Raw genomic sequence first — 15,785 nt, forward strand, 5'->3', positions numbered from 1 at the left:
AAACCGTGACGGATGAGGAATTGACTATGATTGAAAACCGATTGAATCATCGCCCCAGAAAGCGACTAGGATTCAAGACACCTCACGAGGTATTCCATGCCTCGTTAAAGCGTGTTGCACTTCGTCCTTGAATCCGCCATACAAAAAATCCGAGAAAATTACAACGAAGAAATTCCTGCCATCATCGTGACAGCAGATACCTCACCGTCTCACGTCAACTTATTTGCCAAATTGAATGTGCAGGTCTTACATAAGCCCATAAGTTTCCAAGCAGTTTTACAAGTCATTGAAACAACCATTGCCCCATAACGCATTGGTTCTAGTACACATTTGTTATTGAAATAGCGCTGCGCTGCCAATACGATTTGGCATGTTTTTAATTTGGCATTTACATGAAATTCGCAATCGTCACTTCCACCCTGTCCGTCTTACTCATCATCATCGTCAGCGCGATTTCTATTGCTTTACTTTCTTGGGCCTACTCAAATCATCCGCCCTCAAAAAAAATTCCAGACACAAAAATTGACATCCGATGGGGTGAAGGCGCTTAACAGAACCGCCACATTCACACGCGCCCGCGCGATACGGGACAGATGAGTGTTGAGCTCATTTAGCTTCCCCCAAACAAGAACGCACGATCTAAACCATCGTGCGTTCGACTTTGTCGTGGCATTCCTTCCCAAACCTGTAGACACTTTTTTCAGCGCAAACTTTGATCCACGTTGCACCAAGATAGGGCCATTTTGATCATTGAATGTGCGCCAACACACAAACCAAATTGCATATAAATCAGCATACTTATCAAAGTATTGCTAATTTTCGCAAAAATGACACATCCAAAATCGAATCGACTATTTGAATCATTGCCAGAAAGAGACTACGAACGACTGCTTGGAGGTGCAATTTTTGATGTTTGGATGCGTGCCAACCAATATCTTTTGAATCAGCTTTCACAAAATGCGGTTTGCAACAAGTTTCACAGCGTCAATCAACGTCTGGCGCGGTGGCTTTTGACCAATTCAGATAAGTTTGAAATGAATTCGATTCCTGTCACCCATGCTTTTTTAGCCTCTTCCATTGGCGTCAGACGAGAGGCTGTCAGTTTGGCGTTCCTGAGCATGAATGATTTGGAAATCGTTCAAAGTAACCGTGGCACCACCGAAATATTGGATCGCGAGAGACTAGAACGCATGACGTGTGAATGCTATTTCACGTTACGCAAACTTTCTCCATTTCATTTGGACAATGACTTGCTGATACATACATAAACTCAACCTTAAGTAGCACTTAAAATATTTGTGACGTTTAATCTAATAAAATACGCAACAAAACAACCATTTGAGTTAACGATTTGTCGCCTTGCATGACTCGTTGCAGACACAGATTTAACTTAACAACTCGCCGCGCATGCAACTCGATACACAAACCACCATCTTCATGATCTGCTTCGTGTATTTGATGCTGCACGGCGCCATTTGGCTCGCGCTGCTGGAGTACCGAAGCTTCCAAGTCAAACTGTGGTGCGCCTCTGGCTTGATCAGTGGCGTTGCCGTGATCCTGCTGGCCATGCGAGGCAGCGTGCCAGAAGTTATGTTTTTTTATGTCGCACAACTCTTGATGCTGTTGGGCAACTGGGGGCGCATGGTGGCGCTGCGCATGTACTTGTTGCCAGCCTCACAAAGCAAAGCGTTTCACACGTACACCTTGGCAAACACAGCTTACTTTTTCGTCTTTTGTTATCTGATTTATTTTCACCAAGCCGAGTGGGAAGCCTTACTTTTGTTCAACGGCTTTTACGCCGTGTTGTGCTTTGACTATTTCCGCATCGGTCAAAAGCTGAATCAACGTCAAGCGTCGTTCGGCTCTAAATTGTTGATGTGGGCAGGCCTGAGTTTCACGGTCACACTAGCCACACGCACCTTTGGCGTTGCCCTGATTGGCGACATGCATGATATTTATGCGCCCAGTTGGGACCAAGGGGTCATGGTCGCGGGCCAGTTCACCGCCATTACTTTGAGCAACATTGCGTTTTTGCGAATCTTTTTAGAAATTGCAGAGCGTCAAAAACTTGCGATGACGCATGAATTGGCGGTCACCAATGAGCGGGCTGAGTCCATCCGGAGAACCAGCGTTGAATTGCAGAAGCTGCTGCAAGAGCGAGAAGAAATCATTCGGCAGCTGGCCATTTTCAATAAAACGGCGGGCATGGGCGCCTTGGTCGCTAGCTTGGCGCATGAGCTGAACCAGCCGCTCACGGCGATGCAACTCAATGCAGAGTTGATTGACTCAGCCTTTTTGAGCAGCCAAACATCTGCCAATTCAGACCATGCAATCAAAGAGGCGATGAGTGACTTGTTCAAGGACAACCAACGCGCTGCGACCATCATCAAAACGTTGCGCAACATGTTTGGCAATGGTCGCAAATCTGTGACGACGTTCGACATGAACGAGTTGGTGAACGAGGTGTTGCTGATCTGCAAATCTAGACTGACCCATCAAAACATCGCCTTGAAAGTTGAATTGCATCCAGAAGCGGTGCGCATCACAGCTGATAAATCTCAACTGCAACAGGTGTTTCTCAACCTCATCACCAATGCGGCGGATGCATTTGCTCCCAATTTTGCAAAACAAAAATGCATCACCGTGCGCACGCAATTAAACGACACGCAAGCACGCCTGAGCGTGACAGACAACGGCTCAGGCATTGCCCCCGAGATCGTCGAATCAATTTTTGAATTGCTGCGTACCAACAAAGACGAAGGCATGGGTGTCGGTTTATGGCTCAGCCGAACCATTGTGGAATCTCACCACGGCACGATCAATTTTGAAACCGGCTCAGAGACAGGCACCACGTTCACGGTCACGCTCCCCTTCTCGCAAGAGACATTGATTTATTAGCATGTGATTTACTCTAGGCGCGATTGGCTTGACGCCTAAAGGTTGAGGCACACGGCATCGACTTGGGCCACAAGCACAACAGGTCAGTTGTGATGTTGGTGACATCACGCAATATGACTTTGGTGCCAAGCCATTCGACGTGTGGCACGACAGCGCTGAGTTTCTCTTTTTGACAGACCCAACAGCCAGACAGGCTCACGCAAAGCAAGGGCAGACGTGTCCACGGCCAATTCATTCATCCATTTTTAACGCCCACTGTCGGGACGAACCTTCGCCATGTGTGGGCCAAGAAAATCAATGGAACGGCAGCGCCTATCCAAAAATGCAGGGGTGACAAGGTTTCATGCAGGTCCGAAGTGCCGTACAGCAAAAGCAAACCACTCAGCGCCAGCCACCCCAGCAAGACAAAATTAGCCTGTCCCAATATCCATTTGGTTTTTTCAGCGCGTTTGTGCCACATCACGCGCAAATGCGGCCACACACCGCGGCCACACATGACACAAAACCACCAAGTGGCCACGCCGTGCACGACGCCCGAGGCGTGACGTATCGAGGCTTGAAAGGGGGTCATGTCCATCAACTCAGAAACGGGGAGCACAAACATCACCACACCCGTGCTCCACAACAGCGTGCAAACAGCCGTCATCAACCCAAAGGTCGGGCGCCCCCAACCTGCTAAATTTTTTGTTTTTTTCATTGGGTTCTCCACATTCGTCCACCGTTCAAGCGCAACACCTGCCGCAAACTTGGGCACAACAAACTCGATTGCAGGGCCCACTTCGTCAACACGTCTGCGGCCATGCATGTATCGGCTTGAACTGTCACACTTTGCCACTGTGGCGGGCAATGGGTTCTAGACCCAACAAACTCTGGGTTCAGTTTGCCAGCGACCGATGTCGCCATGGCTTGCTGTGCCAAGTACCGATGCCGACTCAGCCGAACATCCCTCAAGGTCTGTTGCGCATGCCGCACATCCACCGGCCATTTTCGCTGACCGATGGCACGCATATCGCCCCCCGCATTCACCAAGGCATCACGCACCCCCTGCGCCAGCAAAACGTCCACAGCACAGTCAACGGCATAACCCTTGGCGATGCCTCCAAAATCTAATTTGACAGGACAAGCCAGTCGGACCTCGGTCTCAGAAAGTATCTGGATGTCGCTCAAGCGGCCCGTGGCGTCACCGGTCATACCAGGTCTCAAAGCTCGACGAGACAAGTCCTGCGCAGCACGGCATGGATTGAAGGTGCCCCCCGTCACGCGTGTCCAGTATTGCGCCGCACGAAGCACATGCACCGTGTGTGCATCGAGCGTGAGTACATCACCGGCACGAGCTGCTGAGATTCTTCCTAAATCAGAGCTGGCCTCGTGGGCGCTCATCACGCGACCGATGTGGGCCATGGTAGAAAACGCCTGCGCCATGACATGCTCGACAACTTCACGATGATCCGCACAACTGTGCGCATGAATGGAAACCACAGTCCCCAGCAGTGGGCGAGCCCGCGCAATCTGCATGCGCGCCCTACTTTCCACTCGCCAGCATCAGGGCCAAGGCGCTCACACGTTGCATGCCTTCCGTGACATGCTGACAAGAAAGCGTGGCTCCTGAAATGTTGCGTATGTCATCCGCAAATCGCATCGTACCGGGACCTTTTTTGCCGACGAATTGTTTGCGCCACGCGGTTTGCCGCACCTCAGCACCGTGTGATTCACGGTACGCCAAAATCTCGATGCCCAAGGCCGTACCCTCGGCATCAAAGCCTGCGGCGTAATCGATCAAGTCGTATTTACCAACCACACGGTCGGCAATCACCCAGCCTAAGGTCTTGTCGTTTTGAACGGCACGCCAACATTTGGGTTGAAAACCTCTGGGAACCCGGGTGTCACTGGCCTTCGCGATCGCATTGAGCTTGGCTTCATCCCATGTCAAAGGCCATGCTTGAAAAGCATCCGCATTAGGCTGCAGCACTTTTTGCGCTTGCTCTATCTCCATGAAAACCGTCGCAAAAGCGAGACCGCCCATCAACGAGGTGGCCCCCAAACCAACGGCACCCATTTTTTGCAAGGCTTGTCGACGGTTGGCAATCTGCATATTTTTCATCTCAATAATGGAAACCTAAGCCCATGTTGAAGCGGTCCAAGGCACTGTTGTCTTGGTATTTCTGAACGTCCATTTTGACGACCACCTGAGGGTGCAAATAGTAGCTAGCGCCAACGGTCACCACCTTGTTCTCAGGCCCATTGCTGTAGACCTGCCCTGGGAAGACGCCAGAGAAGCCCACGGCAGTGTTCACACGCTCATAGCGCGCGAAGGGCACCAAGCTGTAATCGCCACTGCGCCACAAACGGTAAGCAGCTTGGGCATACCAGCCGCGAAATTGATCTGGAACAGGGTTGCTGGCACCATTTCCCGACGCATTGAAGGCACTGACATCATGGAACCGACCTTGCGCAGCGAGCGCGGAGAGATCCCACGACCCCACCTGCCACTTGGTGTGCAACTCCGCCAACGTGACCGATGCGTTTGGCGACGCAATGGTGGCCTGTTTTTGTCCAATGCCGCCTTGGAAAAGACTGCCACCGAAATTGACACCAGGAATGCCATCAAAGTTCAAAGCACCGTAATAGGCCAGCGATGCGGCTTTGGCCAGTTGTCCTTCTTGGTGGATAGCGCCCAATGGAGACGCTTTGGTTTCTGCGCTCTCCGTTGGCCATTTGTTCAAATCAAAGCTCGTGACAACGCCTGCATCCCAACGTAAACCGGAGTCTTGTGTGCCTCGAAATCCAACACCCAACTCACGCCACGTCGAGGGAATGATGGCTGTTTCCACCAAGTTGCGGGTGACGCCGTAATAACGGGTGGGCTCGTGGGTTTCGTTCATGTAGCCGATGGGCAACAAGAACAAGCCCATTTTGGCGGACAGCCTCTCGCTGAAATCATGCTCCACATAGAGTTGTTCAAACGCCACTTCACCTTTGTCACCCGCAGAGACCACCGCGTTTTCAACTTCCAACTCCGCCGCAAAGCGTGTGCGATCGTTGAACCTGTAACCAAAACCCAGCACGGCACGGCGCGCTGTGGCTTCTGAGGCGGCGATGTTGTTTCTAGGACGTGTGAAATTCAGCTCGCCATAACCAAACAAGTTCACCGCATTCACGGGCAACTCCGTCTCTCGGTTGCGATTGGACGCGACGTCGTTAGTCCCGCTCGCTTTAACGGCTGTGATGCCTTCGACATTTGCCGAACTCGGCACCGGTGCAGCAATGGCGGACGCCGTTGCATCATTCTTTTGCTTTTTCAAGCCATCCAGCTCGGCACGAAGTTGGCGCAATTCTTCACGCATTTGACGCATTTCAGCTGCGACTTCTTGTGCTGTTTGCGCATGGCCCACTTGGCAGGCCAACATCACAGCGGTGGCGACGAGGGTTGTTTTGAATTTCATGGCAAGGTCCTTTTTCAATTCATGTAACCATCACTCAGCGTTCTGAGGAAGGCGATCAAATCATTTATTTCTTGCGCATTGAGCGCTGGCGTTTGGCCCTTGCGGTTGTAGGGGCCTTCGGTCACATTCACGTTGACGCGTTCCAAAGCGGGCAAATCGTTGTAGACCAACACATTGAGCGGATCCAAGGGATACCAAGCCGTCGGGTTCGTATCGCGCGTGACATAGAACTGCACAACATCCGTGAGGTTGTTGAACTTGCCGTTGTGAAAGAACCGTTTGCGTTGTGCCACGTTGCGCAAGCTCGGTACCTTGAATGCCCCGCACAGTGGGGTGCGTTGTGACAAATCTGTTCGCACGGGACCGCACAAGCCCTTGTCATAGAAACCAGCATCGGAGTTGGCCGGAATGTCCGCATTGCGCGGCAATCCAAGGTTGTCATACGAGAAATCGGTGAACAAGGCTGCAGGTGCGTTGTCTGGCTTCGTGCTGGGATGGCAAGCAGCACAGTTGCCTTTGTCGGCGCGGTTAAACCAAGTCAAACCTCTCAACTCTTCAGGGGTGAACGTGGCCTTGCCTTGGTTCACCGCATCAAACTTGCTGGTGAAGGGCGCGAAGTCTGCATCTTCAATTTGATAGCGCTCAAGCGCATAGGCCACACGCTCAAAAGCAGCGTTTGCATCGTTCAGAATGTTGGCCCCAAACACCCTTTTGAATTGCTCAACATAGGTGGCGTTGCGCAGTTTGTCGATGACCGCCGTAGGCGTGCCATTGGCCATCTCAGCGCCACTTAAAAAGGGGCCTTTGGCTTGTTCGGCCAATGAGTTGGCGCGGCCATCCCAAAAAAATCCGCCTGACGCTTTGCCCTCGGCATCGAATTTGAATGCATCGTTGAATTTGAGATAGTTGATCGCAGGCGGCGTTCTGAGCCCATGCTCTGTCAACGCGGTTGTCGAGCCCCCAGGTGCCACCGCCGTGTCAAAGGGGGACGCGTGGCCAATGCGCGGGTCATGGCAGGTTTCACACGCCATGACACCCGAAGCCGATAAGCTTTTGTCTTTAAAGATCAACTGGCCCAACTGAGCTGCACCACTCATGGCCTCGGCCGAACCCGAAGTAGAGGCGCCACCACCTCCGCAAGAAGCAAGGAATGTTGAACAGATCAACAACGCGAATAGACGAGGCCTGAACATGGTGTTTGGAATGTTTTTTAGGATTGGATTAAAATAAATTCTAAATGCAAATCATTCCTATTTGCATTGTTCGCTTAAAATTTTCACCATGTCCTCATCTGCCGCAGCACGTTCCACTGAAAACCAGCGTCCTTTAACGCTGGAGAAACTCTCCTGTGGCGAGTCAGGAAGCGTCATGGCCATCAATGTCGACACTGAGCTGAAAAAGCGCTTCTTCGCCTTGGGACTGAAAGAGGGCTCGCATGTGAGGGTGCTTCGCAGAGCCAAGTTTGGAGGCCCGATTCACCTGCGCGTCGGGACAAGCGAGTTGATCCTTCGGCTGAAAGAAGCCAGCTGCATTTGCCTTGCGTCCTCTCTTTTAGCGCCTGTTTAAAGCCCTCGCCACATGAAACGCATTGCATTACTGGGCATGCCCAACACGGGCAAGTCCACCCTCTTCAACCGACTGACAGGCGCACATGCCAAAGTGGGCAACTGGCCAGGACTGACGGTGGAGCTGCTCAATGCGCGTTTGATCTTGGGCGATCAAGTGGTTCAGTTGGTGGATTTGCCGGGTATTTACGACCTGCATGGTTTCTCGGATGACGAAAAAGTGGTCACCACCTTTTTGGACACCCAAAAAACCGACCTCATCATCTTTGTACTGAACACCTCGCAGTACGAGCGTCAGTTGAACCTTCTCAGCCAAGTCATCGCCAAAGGTATTCCCGTGCTTGTGGTGATGAACATGGTGGATGAGGCCAGCGCCATGGGCATCACGGTGGATGTCGACACGCTGAGTCGACAACTTCAAATCCCCATTCACTTGCTTTCGGCGAAATATGGCCAAGGCATGGAACGACTGCAACCCGCCATGCGTCAAGCATTGAGCGCGGACCAAGCGCTCTTGAAAACCCCGTCGCTGGCCAACATCGAAGCTGCGTTTCAAGCCGCCATCAGCGTCCCAGCACAAGCGTCGAACGCGTTGACCGAGCGCTTGGACAAGGTGCTGCTTCACCCCGTGCTGGGACTCCCACTGTTTTTTGCAGTCATGTTGTTGCTGTTTCAAGGCGTCTTTGCGATTGGCAAGCCTCTGCAGGACGGCACCACATGGCTGTTGACAGAATTTCGGGCCGTCGCACTTGAGCCTTTGAGCGCGCACTTGCCCTTGGTGCTTCACGGTTTGCTGTTGGACGGCGTCTACAACGGTCTGGGCACCGTCGCGAGCTTTGTGCCGCTCATCGTGCTGTTCTTTTTGTTCATGGGCATTGTGGAAGACACGGGGTATTTATCGCGTGCAGCATTCTTAATGGATGCGCTGATGGCCAAGTTCGGCTTGGATGGGCGCAGCTTTGTCATGCTGCTCATGGGCTTTGGCTGCAACGTCCCCGCGTTGATGGGCACGCGCGTGATTCGCTCAAGAGGTCTGCGGTACTTGACCATGCTGACCATTCCGTTTTCTTTGTGCTCGGCGAGGATGCAGGTTTTTGTGTTCTTCATTGCCGCACTCTTCACCGCAGAGCAAGCACCTTGGGTGCTGTTTTCGCTCTACATCATGAGCATCTTGATGGCCATCGTGACCTCGCTCGTGTTCAAGCGGGCGTATGTGAACAACGACGCTTTCGTGCTCGAAATGCCCCCTTATCGCTTCCCAACGGTTCGTCAGATGGCGATCTCTGGCTGGCAAGAAGTGAGACACTTTTTGCACCGTGCCACGCGCTTCATCGTGCTGGGCGTGGTGATGATTTGGATTCTGACCAACTTCCCCCAAGGCGTTGAACCCGGTAGCCTTGACTCATGGGCCGGACAAATGGGGCATTTCCTGCAGCCCCTGCTTCGCCCGATTGGCATCAACGCCGAGTTGACGATTGCACTGCTGTTTGGATTCATCGCCAAAGAAATCGTCATTGGTGCCTTGGCCATCATTTACGGCCAAGAGGGTACGGCCTTGGTGCACGCCATCACAGAGCACATCACGTGGATTCAGGCCTACAGCTTCATGCTGTTTGTTTTGATCTACACACCCTGCGTGTCCGCCATTGCAACCATTCGCAACGAAACGAAAAGCCTGAAATTCACGGCCCTATCGCTGGCGTGGCCCTTGGTGATGGCGTGGCTGGTGAGCTTTGCGTTCTACCAAACAGCCATGGCATTTCTTTAATTCACAGCAGAACAACAAGATGGCCGTGAGGCCTCTTGTCATCGTTTGCGCAATGCACGGCGCAATTCTGCCGACTGAACCGTTGCAACATCAAATGCCGGCTCATCGGTTGAGAGGTTCACCGCTTTTTTTAAAAATCGAATCGTCTCCTGATTGACGGTTTCGCGTTCGTTGTCTACGGTAATCATGTGGTAGCTATCACCCAGACAAACGAACTCTTTCTCCTTGGATGAGACGCTGTCATAGGCCCATTCGGCATTGCGCATGTGCACGGTCTCGTCGTCTGCGGCGTGAATAAAGAGCACGGGGCAATCAACAGACCGCACCTGCGCTCGGGCTTCTTTGATCAGAAGTTTGCCCTGTGACACATAGCCAAAAGACAGCGCATCAGCCCCCACTTCGGAAATGTGGTCCTTCGCCAAAGCGCGTTTGATCATGGCACGCATCTCTGGATTTTTCACACCAAATGGCTCAGCCTCGGCATAACGATAACGACTGGCGAACGGCACCCATCTGGAAAAGTTCAACAAAAAGCTGTACCAAGGAATGGCCCATCCATCGTAAGCCAGCGCCGTCGACAGCAGCACCAAGCATGTGACCTGCTCGCGTTGAGCAATCACCATGGCCAAGGTCGCGCCCATCGACAAACCTACGACAGAAACAGTTTTGTATTTCTTTTGTAACGCCCAAAGTACGTCTTGTACATGCTCAATCCATTGCCCCCAAGTGCCACACTCTGAACCAAAGCTGTAGTTAGGGATGTTTGGCGCGAAAACAGAAAAGCCTTCACCGTGCAGGTCTTTGGCAAGCCGCGCCAGTTCTAAAGGACTGGCACCCAAGCCATGTAACATCAACACGCAATGATCACCCGCAACGAGGTTGATGTCTTCTTGCAGCTTCAGTGAATCACTCATGCGTATTAAAAATTCCAAATCTTGGGTCAGTTATTCGCTCACGCAATCAGCGGTGTATTCCCTGCTGCTTTTAGGCATGGCGTTCGTCGCACGAATGCTGCTGCATTCCTATATCGAGCCTTATGCGCCGTTCCATTTTTTCATCGTAGCATGCCTCTTCATTGCCTACTTTTTTGGCTACCAACTGGCGCTGATCGGCGTTTTGATCAGCGTGCTGGTTGGCAATTATTTCTTCATTCGACCCTACGTTCAGTTTGGCCCCATCTCGACAACTGACCTGATTCAGTTTTTCACATTCGCCTCGGTGGCTGTGATTGCAATTTACGTGATTGAACAACTGCAACGCACCGCCTATTCGCGCAACATGGTCGTGAAAATCATGAAATCACGGCACAAGATTTCATTGCAGCGCGAAAACGATCGTTTGTATTTTGCTAAAAAACAAAATCAATCATGGGCCATTCTTGAAGGGATTTTGACCAGCTTCGATGAAATCGTGCTGCTCAAGTATGGGGCGGCCAACGTCCGGCTTGAGCCACTGTTTCTTGCGCTGGCCCACAGCCCAACATACCTGCTGGCCCAAGATGAATGGCAAACCTTGGTACACCCTGATGATGCAGCGCCATTGCAAGCCGCGCTCGACGCGAGCCATGCGCCATCGCCCCAAAAACTATCACTGCGTTTTTCACACGACCCCGCCCACACAACACATGCCGTCATCGTAGAGAGCAACCTCTTCATGAACAAACCGCTCAAGATTGTGCGCCTGGCGAAAGAGGCAACCTATGGTTAAACAGGCTTGGCTTGTTGCATCGATTTGCTTGCTCATCTCGGCCAACAGCGACGCCGATGTAGCGCGACAGCCCGACAAATTCGAAGCAACCTATGGGTTCACCCGAACGAACCAATCCTTGATCAACGGCGTTCTCATCAACTACAAAAACGACCCAACACTGAACGTGGTCTACGAAAACGCCACAGGATTTGCCAGCATCCAAAACGGTGTGGGCGTATGGTTGGTACGCGAGGACCAAGTTAAATCAGGTGTTTCGCTCAATTACATGATGGGTCGCAAGGCGTCTGCCGATGCGCGTTATGCAGGCATGGGTAACGTGGCGGGGGCGGGTATGGCCTATGTATGGGGAGAATGGCAACCCATCAAAGACGCGGTCACCCTTTATGCCAATTACGGAAGTGCCTTGCGCGAATCACAAGGTGCATTGGGGCAATGGGGCCTCACGCTCGGTCTGCCCTTGATCCACCGCGTCAATGTGTTTGCCGACGTCTCCCGAAGCTGGGCGAGTCAACCGTATATTCAAAAATACTACGGGGTGAATGCCAATCAAGCCCCCCTCTCTGGATACACGCCGTATACGGCGACATCCTCTGGGTTGCTGTACAGCAACCGTCAAGTCGGCATGCTCATCGAACCCGACAAAAACATCGATGTCATCGTGGGTTACGGTAAATCCTCAGCATCCGCGCTGCTGATGCACAGCCCTTTGCTGGACCACAAAGTTCAATCCCTATCAACCGTTGTACTCAATCAACGTTTCAATCTCGACTGAAGCCTTCCTCATGCTGCACTACGAAACCGTTCCTGTCACGCCCTTCCAACAAAACTGCTCCATCGTCTGGGACGATGAGACGATGAAAGGCGCCATCATCGACCCCGGCGGCGACTTAGAACTGCTGCTCGGCGCGTGCAAGCAACTGGGCGTCACACTCGAACAAATCTGGATCACCCATGCGCACATCGACCATGCGGGCGGCACGGCCGACTTAGCCGAGCACCTGAAACTGCCCATCGTCGGCCCGCACTCGGGCGATCAATTTTGGATTGATGGCTTGGCGCAAGCCGCCGCGAACTATGGCTTCCCGCCCTCACGCGCGTTCACACCCACACGTTGGTTACAAGACGGCGACACCGTCACGTTGAGCAAACACACGCTGCAGGTGCGCCACTGCCCCGGCCACACGCCCGGCCATGTGGTGTTTTACTCACCCGAAATCAAACGCGCCTTTGTGGGCGATGTGCTCTTCGCAGGCAGCATTGGCCGGACAGACTTTCCACAAGGCAACCACGACGATTTGATCAACAGCATCACCCAGCGCCTCTGGCCGATGGGAGACGACACGGTCTTCATTCCTGGCCACGGCCCTGAAAGCACCTTCGGACGCGAGCGTCGCAGCAACCCGTACGTGGGTGGGACCTGAAAGCCGCATGATGCGACTGCCAGCCATCGCCCACGCCTTTCTGGTTCGTCCTCGATTTTTGATCGCCATTGCGATGGGCTTGGGCAGCTACGCGCTACTGCCGACACAGTGGGATTTGCCTGAAATCACACGCGCCATCGTGGCTTGGAATTTAGGCACCCTGCTGTATTTGCTGCTGGTCGCACACATGATGTTTGCCGCCACGCATGAGCGCATGCGAAGCCGAGCGCTCAAACAAAACAACGGCCGGTTTTTGGTGCTCTGCCTCGTGATCTTGGCTGCCTTGTTTTCTTTGGCGGGCATCGTGGCCGAGCTGTCATTGGCGAGGCAACTGTATGGCGAATCGAAACTGGCTCACATGGTGTTGGTGGCGCTCACGGTGTTCACCACGTGGTCGTTCACGCAAGTGATGTTTGCGTTGCACTACGCACACGAGTACTACATGGCCCATCACGACAACATCGCTGGCGGACTGGAATTCCCCGGCGGGCATGCGCCGGACTATGGCGATTTCTTGTACGTGGCCTGCGTCATTGGCACCTCGGGTCAAACCGCGGATGTGGGCTTCAGCAGCCGCAATTTAAGGCGCATTGGCTTGGTGCACTGCGTATTGGCGTTTTTCTTTAACACCACGCTCGTCGCGCTGACCATCAACATCGCGTCGGGGCTGCTCTGAACCCAACGTGCATTCGTCACTGCCCGTTTTTACCGCGTTCGTACAGTGGCAAGACCTTGGGCAAGTTGGCCTGAATTTCTTGAATTCGTGAATTGCCCGATGGGTGGGTGCTGAGCCACTGAGGCGGCGCACCTTTGTTGGCATCGCTCATTTTTTGCCACAAGGTCACGCCCGAACGGGGGTCAAACCCTGCGCGAGCCGCCAACTCCATACCCACCAAATCGGCCTCGGTTTCATCGTCGCGGCTGAACTTCAGATTCAGCAGACCGGCACCTTGCTTGGCCACCAAATCGGTGAGTTGCGGATTGACGCCAAAAAACACCGACGCCACCGTGCTGCCAATCGCCGCCAAGCCATTGGTGGCAGTGGCCTTGCCCATACGCTCGCGGGCGTGCTCACGCAAAGCGTGGGCAATTTCATGGCCCATCACCATCGCGACTTCATCGTCCGTGAGTTTGAGTTGGTTCAAGATGCCGGTGTAGAACGCGATCTTGCCGCCGGGCATGCAAAACGCGTTGATCTGGTTCGAGCCGATCAAGTTCACTTCCCACTTCCACTCGCGGGCGCGGGGGTTCCATTCGTAACTGTGCGGAATCAGCTCTTTGGCAATGCGGCGCAAGCGCTGCACTTGGGGGTGGTCATCGGGGCCGAGCGCATTTTTGCTGGCCGCTTCTTTCAACATCTGACCATATTGTTGACGCGCCGATTGCTCCACCTCTCCCGCAGGCACCAAGCTGGCAAACGCCGATTCTTTGCCCACCTCCACGCCATCACGCGCCAACAGGGCGCCCGAACCGAGGCCACAGGCACAGCCAACACAACCATAAAGAAACGCACGTTTGGTGAGCATGAAAAGTCTCTGCTTGAAAGCCTGAAAATAGAGACATGAACGATACAACAAGTCAGCCCGCTGACACGACGTCAACCGATAAATCCACACCGCAAACGCCCAGTTGGTTGGCCGCGTTCAAGGTGTATTTGGAACCTGCGTCTTGGCGCATGTTGTGTTTGGGGTTTTCGGCAGGTTTGCCACTTTTGTTGGTTTTGGGAACGCTCAGTTTCAGACTGCGCGAAGCTGGCATTGACCGCAGCACCATTGGTTTTTTAAGTTGGGTCGGTTTGGCCTACGGTTTCAAATGGGTGTGGTCGCCCTTGGTCGACCGCTTGCCACTGCCGTTGCTCACGCATTGGCTGGGTCGACGCCGCAGCTGGTTGCTGTTGGCACAGGCGCTGGTGGTGAGTGGCTTGGTGGGCATGGCGTTGCTGGACCCACAACAAGCGCTCGAACCCGTGGTGTGGTGCGCCTTGCTGGTGGCTGTTGGCTCAGCCACGCAAGACATTGCGCTCGATGCATTTCGCATCGAATCTGCCGATGCTCAGCACCAAGCCGCGCTCGCTGCCACCTACCAAACCGGCTACCGCCTTGCCATGATTTGGGCGGGTGCGGGTGTGTTGTGGATCGCCGCCCGCGCTGCCACCGGCCCTGAGGCCAACACGGCCTACCAACACGCAGCATGGCAAGCCGCGTATTTGACAATGGCGGCTTCCATGAGCTTGGGCGTGTTGACGGTACTGCTGTCGCCCGAACCGGCACAACAGCCTATGGCGCCCGCACGCAACGCCCGCGAGTGGTTGCAAAGTGCCTTGGTGGCGCCGTTTGCCGACTTCATCGATCGCTACCGCTGGCAAGCCGCCATCATCTTGGGGCTGATCGCCATCTACCGCATCAGCGACGTGGTGATGGGCATCATGGCCAACCCGTTTTACGTGGACATGGGTTACACCAAAGACGAAGTGGCCGCCGTGACCAAAGTGTTTGGCGTGGTCATGACGCTGCTGGGTGCCTTCATCGGTGGCGTGCTGTCCATGCGTTTAGGGGTGATGCGCATCCTGATGCTTGGCGCGGTGTTGAGCGCGCTGACCAACCTGCTGTTCGCGTGGTTGGCCACACGCGGCCATGATTTGACGGCCTTGGTTTGGGTCATTTCTGCCGACAACTTGGCCAGCGGCATTGCCTCGGCGGCATTCATTGCCTATTTGTCGAGCCTGACCAACGTCAATTACTCGGCCACGCAATACGCCTTGTTCAGCTCCATGATGCTGCTTGCGCCCAAATGGCTGGCAGGGTTTTCAGGCGTGTATGTGGACGCACACGGCTATGCCGCCTTTTTCACCAGCACGGCTTGGCTAGGCGCACCCGTGTTGCTGCTGGTGTGGCTGGCGTCGCGGATATTGCCCATCCAAGAGCGCCTTCATGCCAAGGATGATTGACAGCGTTTACGCCGTCTTTACGAAACAGATAAG

16 protein-coding genes and 1 pseudogene are annotated in these 15,785 nt (G+C 53.6%); 10 read left to right on the plus strand and 7 right to left on the minus strand.

What is annotated here, in order from left to right; translation table 11 throughout:
• From RMS95_RS13210 to RMS95_RS13220, 3 genes and pseudogenes are all read left to right on the plus strand, one after another.
• Positions 1-131 (plus strand): annotated as a pseudogene (locus tag RMS95_RS13210) (IS30 family transposase); the annotation flags it as partial.
• A 696-nt stretch (positions 132-827) separates the two neighbouring features.
• On the plus strand, positions 828-1,268 hold the full coding sequence (locus RMS95_RS13215) for a helix-turn-helix domain-containing protein (RefSeq protein WP_310646666.1): 441 nt from the start codon (positions 828-830) through the stop codon (positions 1,266-1,268).
• Positions 1,269-1,407: 139 nt separating this feature from the next.
• Positions 1,408-2,898: a HAMP domain-containing sensor histidine kinase gene (locus tag RMS95_RS13220; protein WP_310646667.1), complete on the plus strand. Its 1,491-nt coding sequence runs from the start codon at positions 1,408-1,410 to the stop codon at positions 2,896-2,898.
• A gap of 235 nt (positions 2,899-3,133) precedes the next feature.
• On the opposite strand, the gene RMS95_RS13225 is transcribed toward RMS95_RS13220, so the two are convergent.
• Genes RMS95_RS13225 through RMS95_RS13245 form a run of 5 tightly spaced genes read right to left on the minus strand, consistent with a single transcriptional unit; the run spans position 3,134 to position 7,438 of the window.
• Complete coding sequence (locus RMS95_RS13225) at positions 3,134-3,595, minus strand: hypothetical protein (protein WP_310646668.1); 462 nt, start codon at positions 3,593-3,595, stop codon at positions 3,134-3,136.
• Positions 3,592-4,413, minus strand: a complete 822-nt coding sequence (locus tag RMS95_RS13230; RefSeq protein ID WP_310646669.1) for an FAD:protein FMN transferase — start codon at positions 4,411-4,413, stop codon at positions 3,592-3,594. Before RMS95_RS13230 ends, RMS95_RS13225 begins: the two co-directional genes overlap by 4 nt.
• A 7-nt stretch (positions 4,414-4,420) precedes the next feature.
• The gene (locus RMS95_RS13235; protein ID WP_310646670.1) at positions 4,421-4,990 is read right to left on the minus strand and encodes an FMN-binding protein; all 570 of its coding nucleotides are present in this window, start codon (positions 4,988-4,990) and stop codon (positions 4,421-4,423) included.
• Between the two features lie 10 nt (positions 4,991-5,000).
• On the minus strand, positions 5,001-6,341 hold the full coding sequence (locus tag RMS95_RS13240; RefSeq protein ID WP_310646671.1) for a hypothetical protein: 1,341 nt from the start codon (positions 6,339-6,341) through the stop codon (positions 5,001-5,003).
• Between the two features lie 14 nt (positions 6,342-6,355).
• The gene (locus RMS95_RS13245; protein WP_310646672.1) at positions 6,356-7,438 is read right to left on the minus strand and encodes a cytochrome c peroxidase; all 1,083 of its coding nucleotides are present in this window, start codon (positions 7,436-7,438) and stop codon (positions 6,356-6,358) included.
• A gap of 184 nt (positions 7,439-7,622) precedes the next feature.
• Here RMS95_RS13245 and RMS95_RS13250 point away from each other — a divergent pair, with 184 nt between their 5' ends.
• Positions 7,623-7,907: a FeoA family protein gene (locus RMS95_RS13250; protein WP_310646673.1), complete on the plus strand. Its 285-nt coding sequence runs from the start codon at positions 7,623-7,625 to the stop codon at positions 7,905-7,907.
• Between the two features lie 12 nt (positions 7,908-7,919).
• A complete protein-coding gene (gene feoB, locus RMS95_RS13255) occupies positions 7,920-9,674 on the plus strand; it encodes a ferrous iron transport protein B (RefSeq protein WP_310646674.1) in 1,755 nt (584 codons plus the stop codon).
• Positions 9,675-9,712: 38 nt separating this feature from the next.
• On the opposite strand, the gene RMS95_RS13260 is transcribed toward feoB, so the two are convergent.
• Positions 9,713-10,588: an alpha/beta fold hydrolase gene (locus RMS95_RS13260; protein ID WP_310646675.1), complete on the minus strand. Its 876-nt coding sequence runs from the start codon at positions 10,586-10,588 to the stop codon at positions 9,713-9,715.
• On the opposite strand from RMS95_RS13260, the gene RMS95_RS13265 reads away from it, so the two are divergent.
• From RMS95_RS13265 to RMS95_RS13280, 4 genes are read left to right on the plus strand one after another with little or no spacing between them, the layout of a single operon-like run.
• Positions 10,587-11,381 (plus strand): DUF4118 domain-containing protein, encoded by a 795-nt coding sequence (locus tag RMS95_RS13265; RefSeq protein WP_310646676.1) that lies wholly within the window; start codon positions 10,587-10,589, stop codon positions 11,379-11,381. The two genes, RMS95_RS13260 and RMS95_RS13265, sit on opposite strands and share 2 nt — an antisense overlap.
• Complete coding sequence (locus RMS95_RS13270) at positions 11,374-12,156, plus strand: MipA/OmpV family protein (RefSeq protein WP_310646677.1); 783 nt, start codon at positions 11,374-11,376, stop codon at positions 12,154-12,156. The genes RMS95_RS13265 and RMS95_RS13270 overlap by 8 nt, the downstream gene beginning before the upstream one ends.
• A 10-nt stretch (positions 12,157-12,166) precedes the next feature.
• Positions 12,167-12,805, plus strand: a complete 639-nt coding sequence (locus tag RMS95_RS13275; protein ID WP_310646678.1) for an MBL fold metallo-hydrolase — start codon at positions 12,167-12,169, stop codon at positions 12,803-12,805.
• A 7-nt stretch (positions 12,806-12,812) separates the two neighbouring features.
• Positions 12,813-13,481: a DUF1345 domain-containing protein gene (locus tag RMS95_RS13280; RefSeq protein WP_310646679.1), complete on the plus strand. Its 669-nt coding sequence runs from the start codon at positions 12,813-12,815 to the stop codon at positions 13,479-13,481.
• Between the two features lie 16 nt (positions 13,482-13,497).
• Here RMS95_RS13280 and RMS95_RS13285 read toward each other — a convergent pair whose 3' ends face one another.
• On the minus strand, positions 13,498-14,331 hold the full coding sequence (locus RMS95_RS13285) for a M48 family metallopeptidase (RefSeq protein WP_310646680.1): 834 nt from the start codon (positions 14,329-14,331) through the stop codon (positions 13,498-13,500).
• Between the two features lie 35 nt (positions 14,332-14,366).
• Between RMS95_RS13285 and RMS95_RS13290 the strand changes: the two genes are divergently transcribed.
• Positions 14,367-15,752 (plus strand): AmpG family muropeptide MFS transporter, encoded by a 1,386-nt coding sequence (locus RMS95_RS13290; RefSeq protein ID WP_310646681.1) that lies wholly within the window; start codon positions 14,367-14,369, stop codon positions 15,750-15,752.
• The last annotated feature ends 33 nt before the right edge of the window (positions 15,753-15,785 follow it).

This window comes from Limnohabitans sp. (genome assembly GCF_031539175.1).
Classification (GTDB): domain Bacteria; phylum Pseudomonadota; class Gammaproteobacteria; order Burkholderiales; family Burkholderiaceae_C; genus Limnohabitans.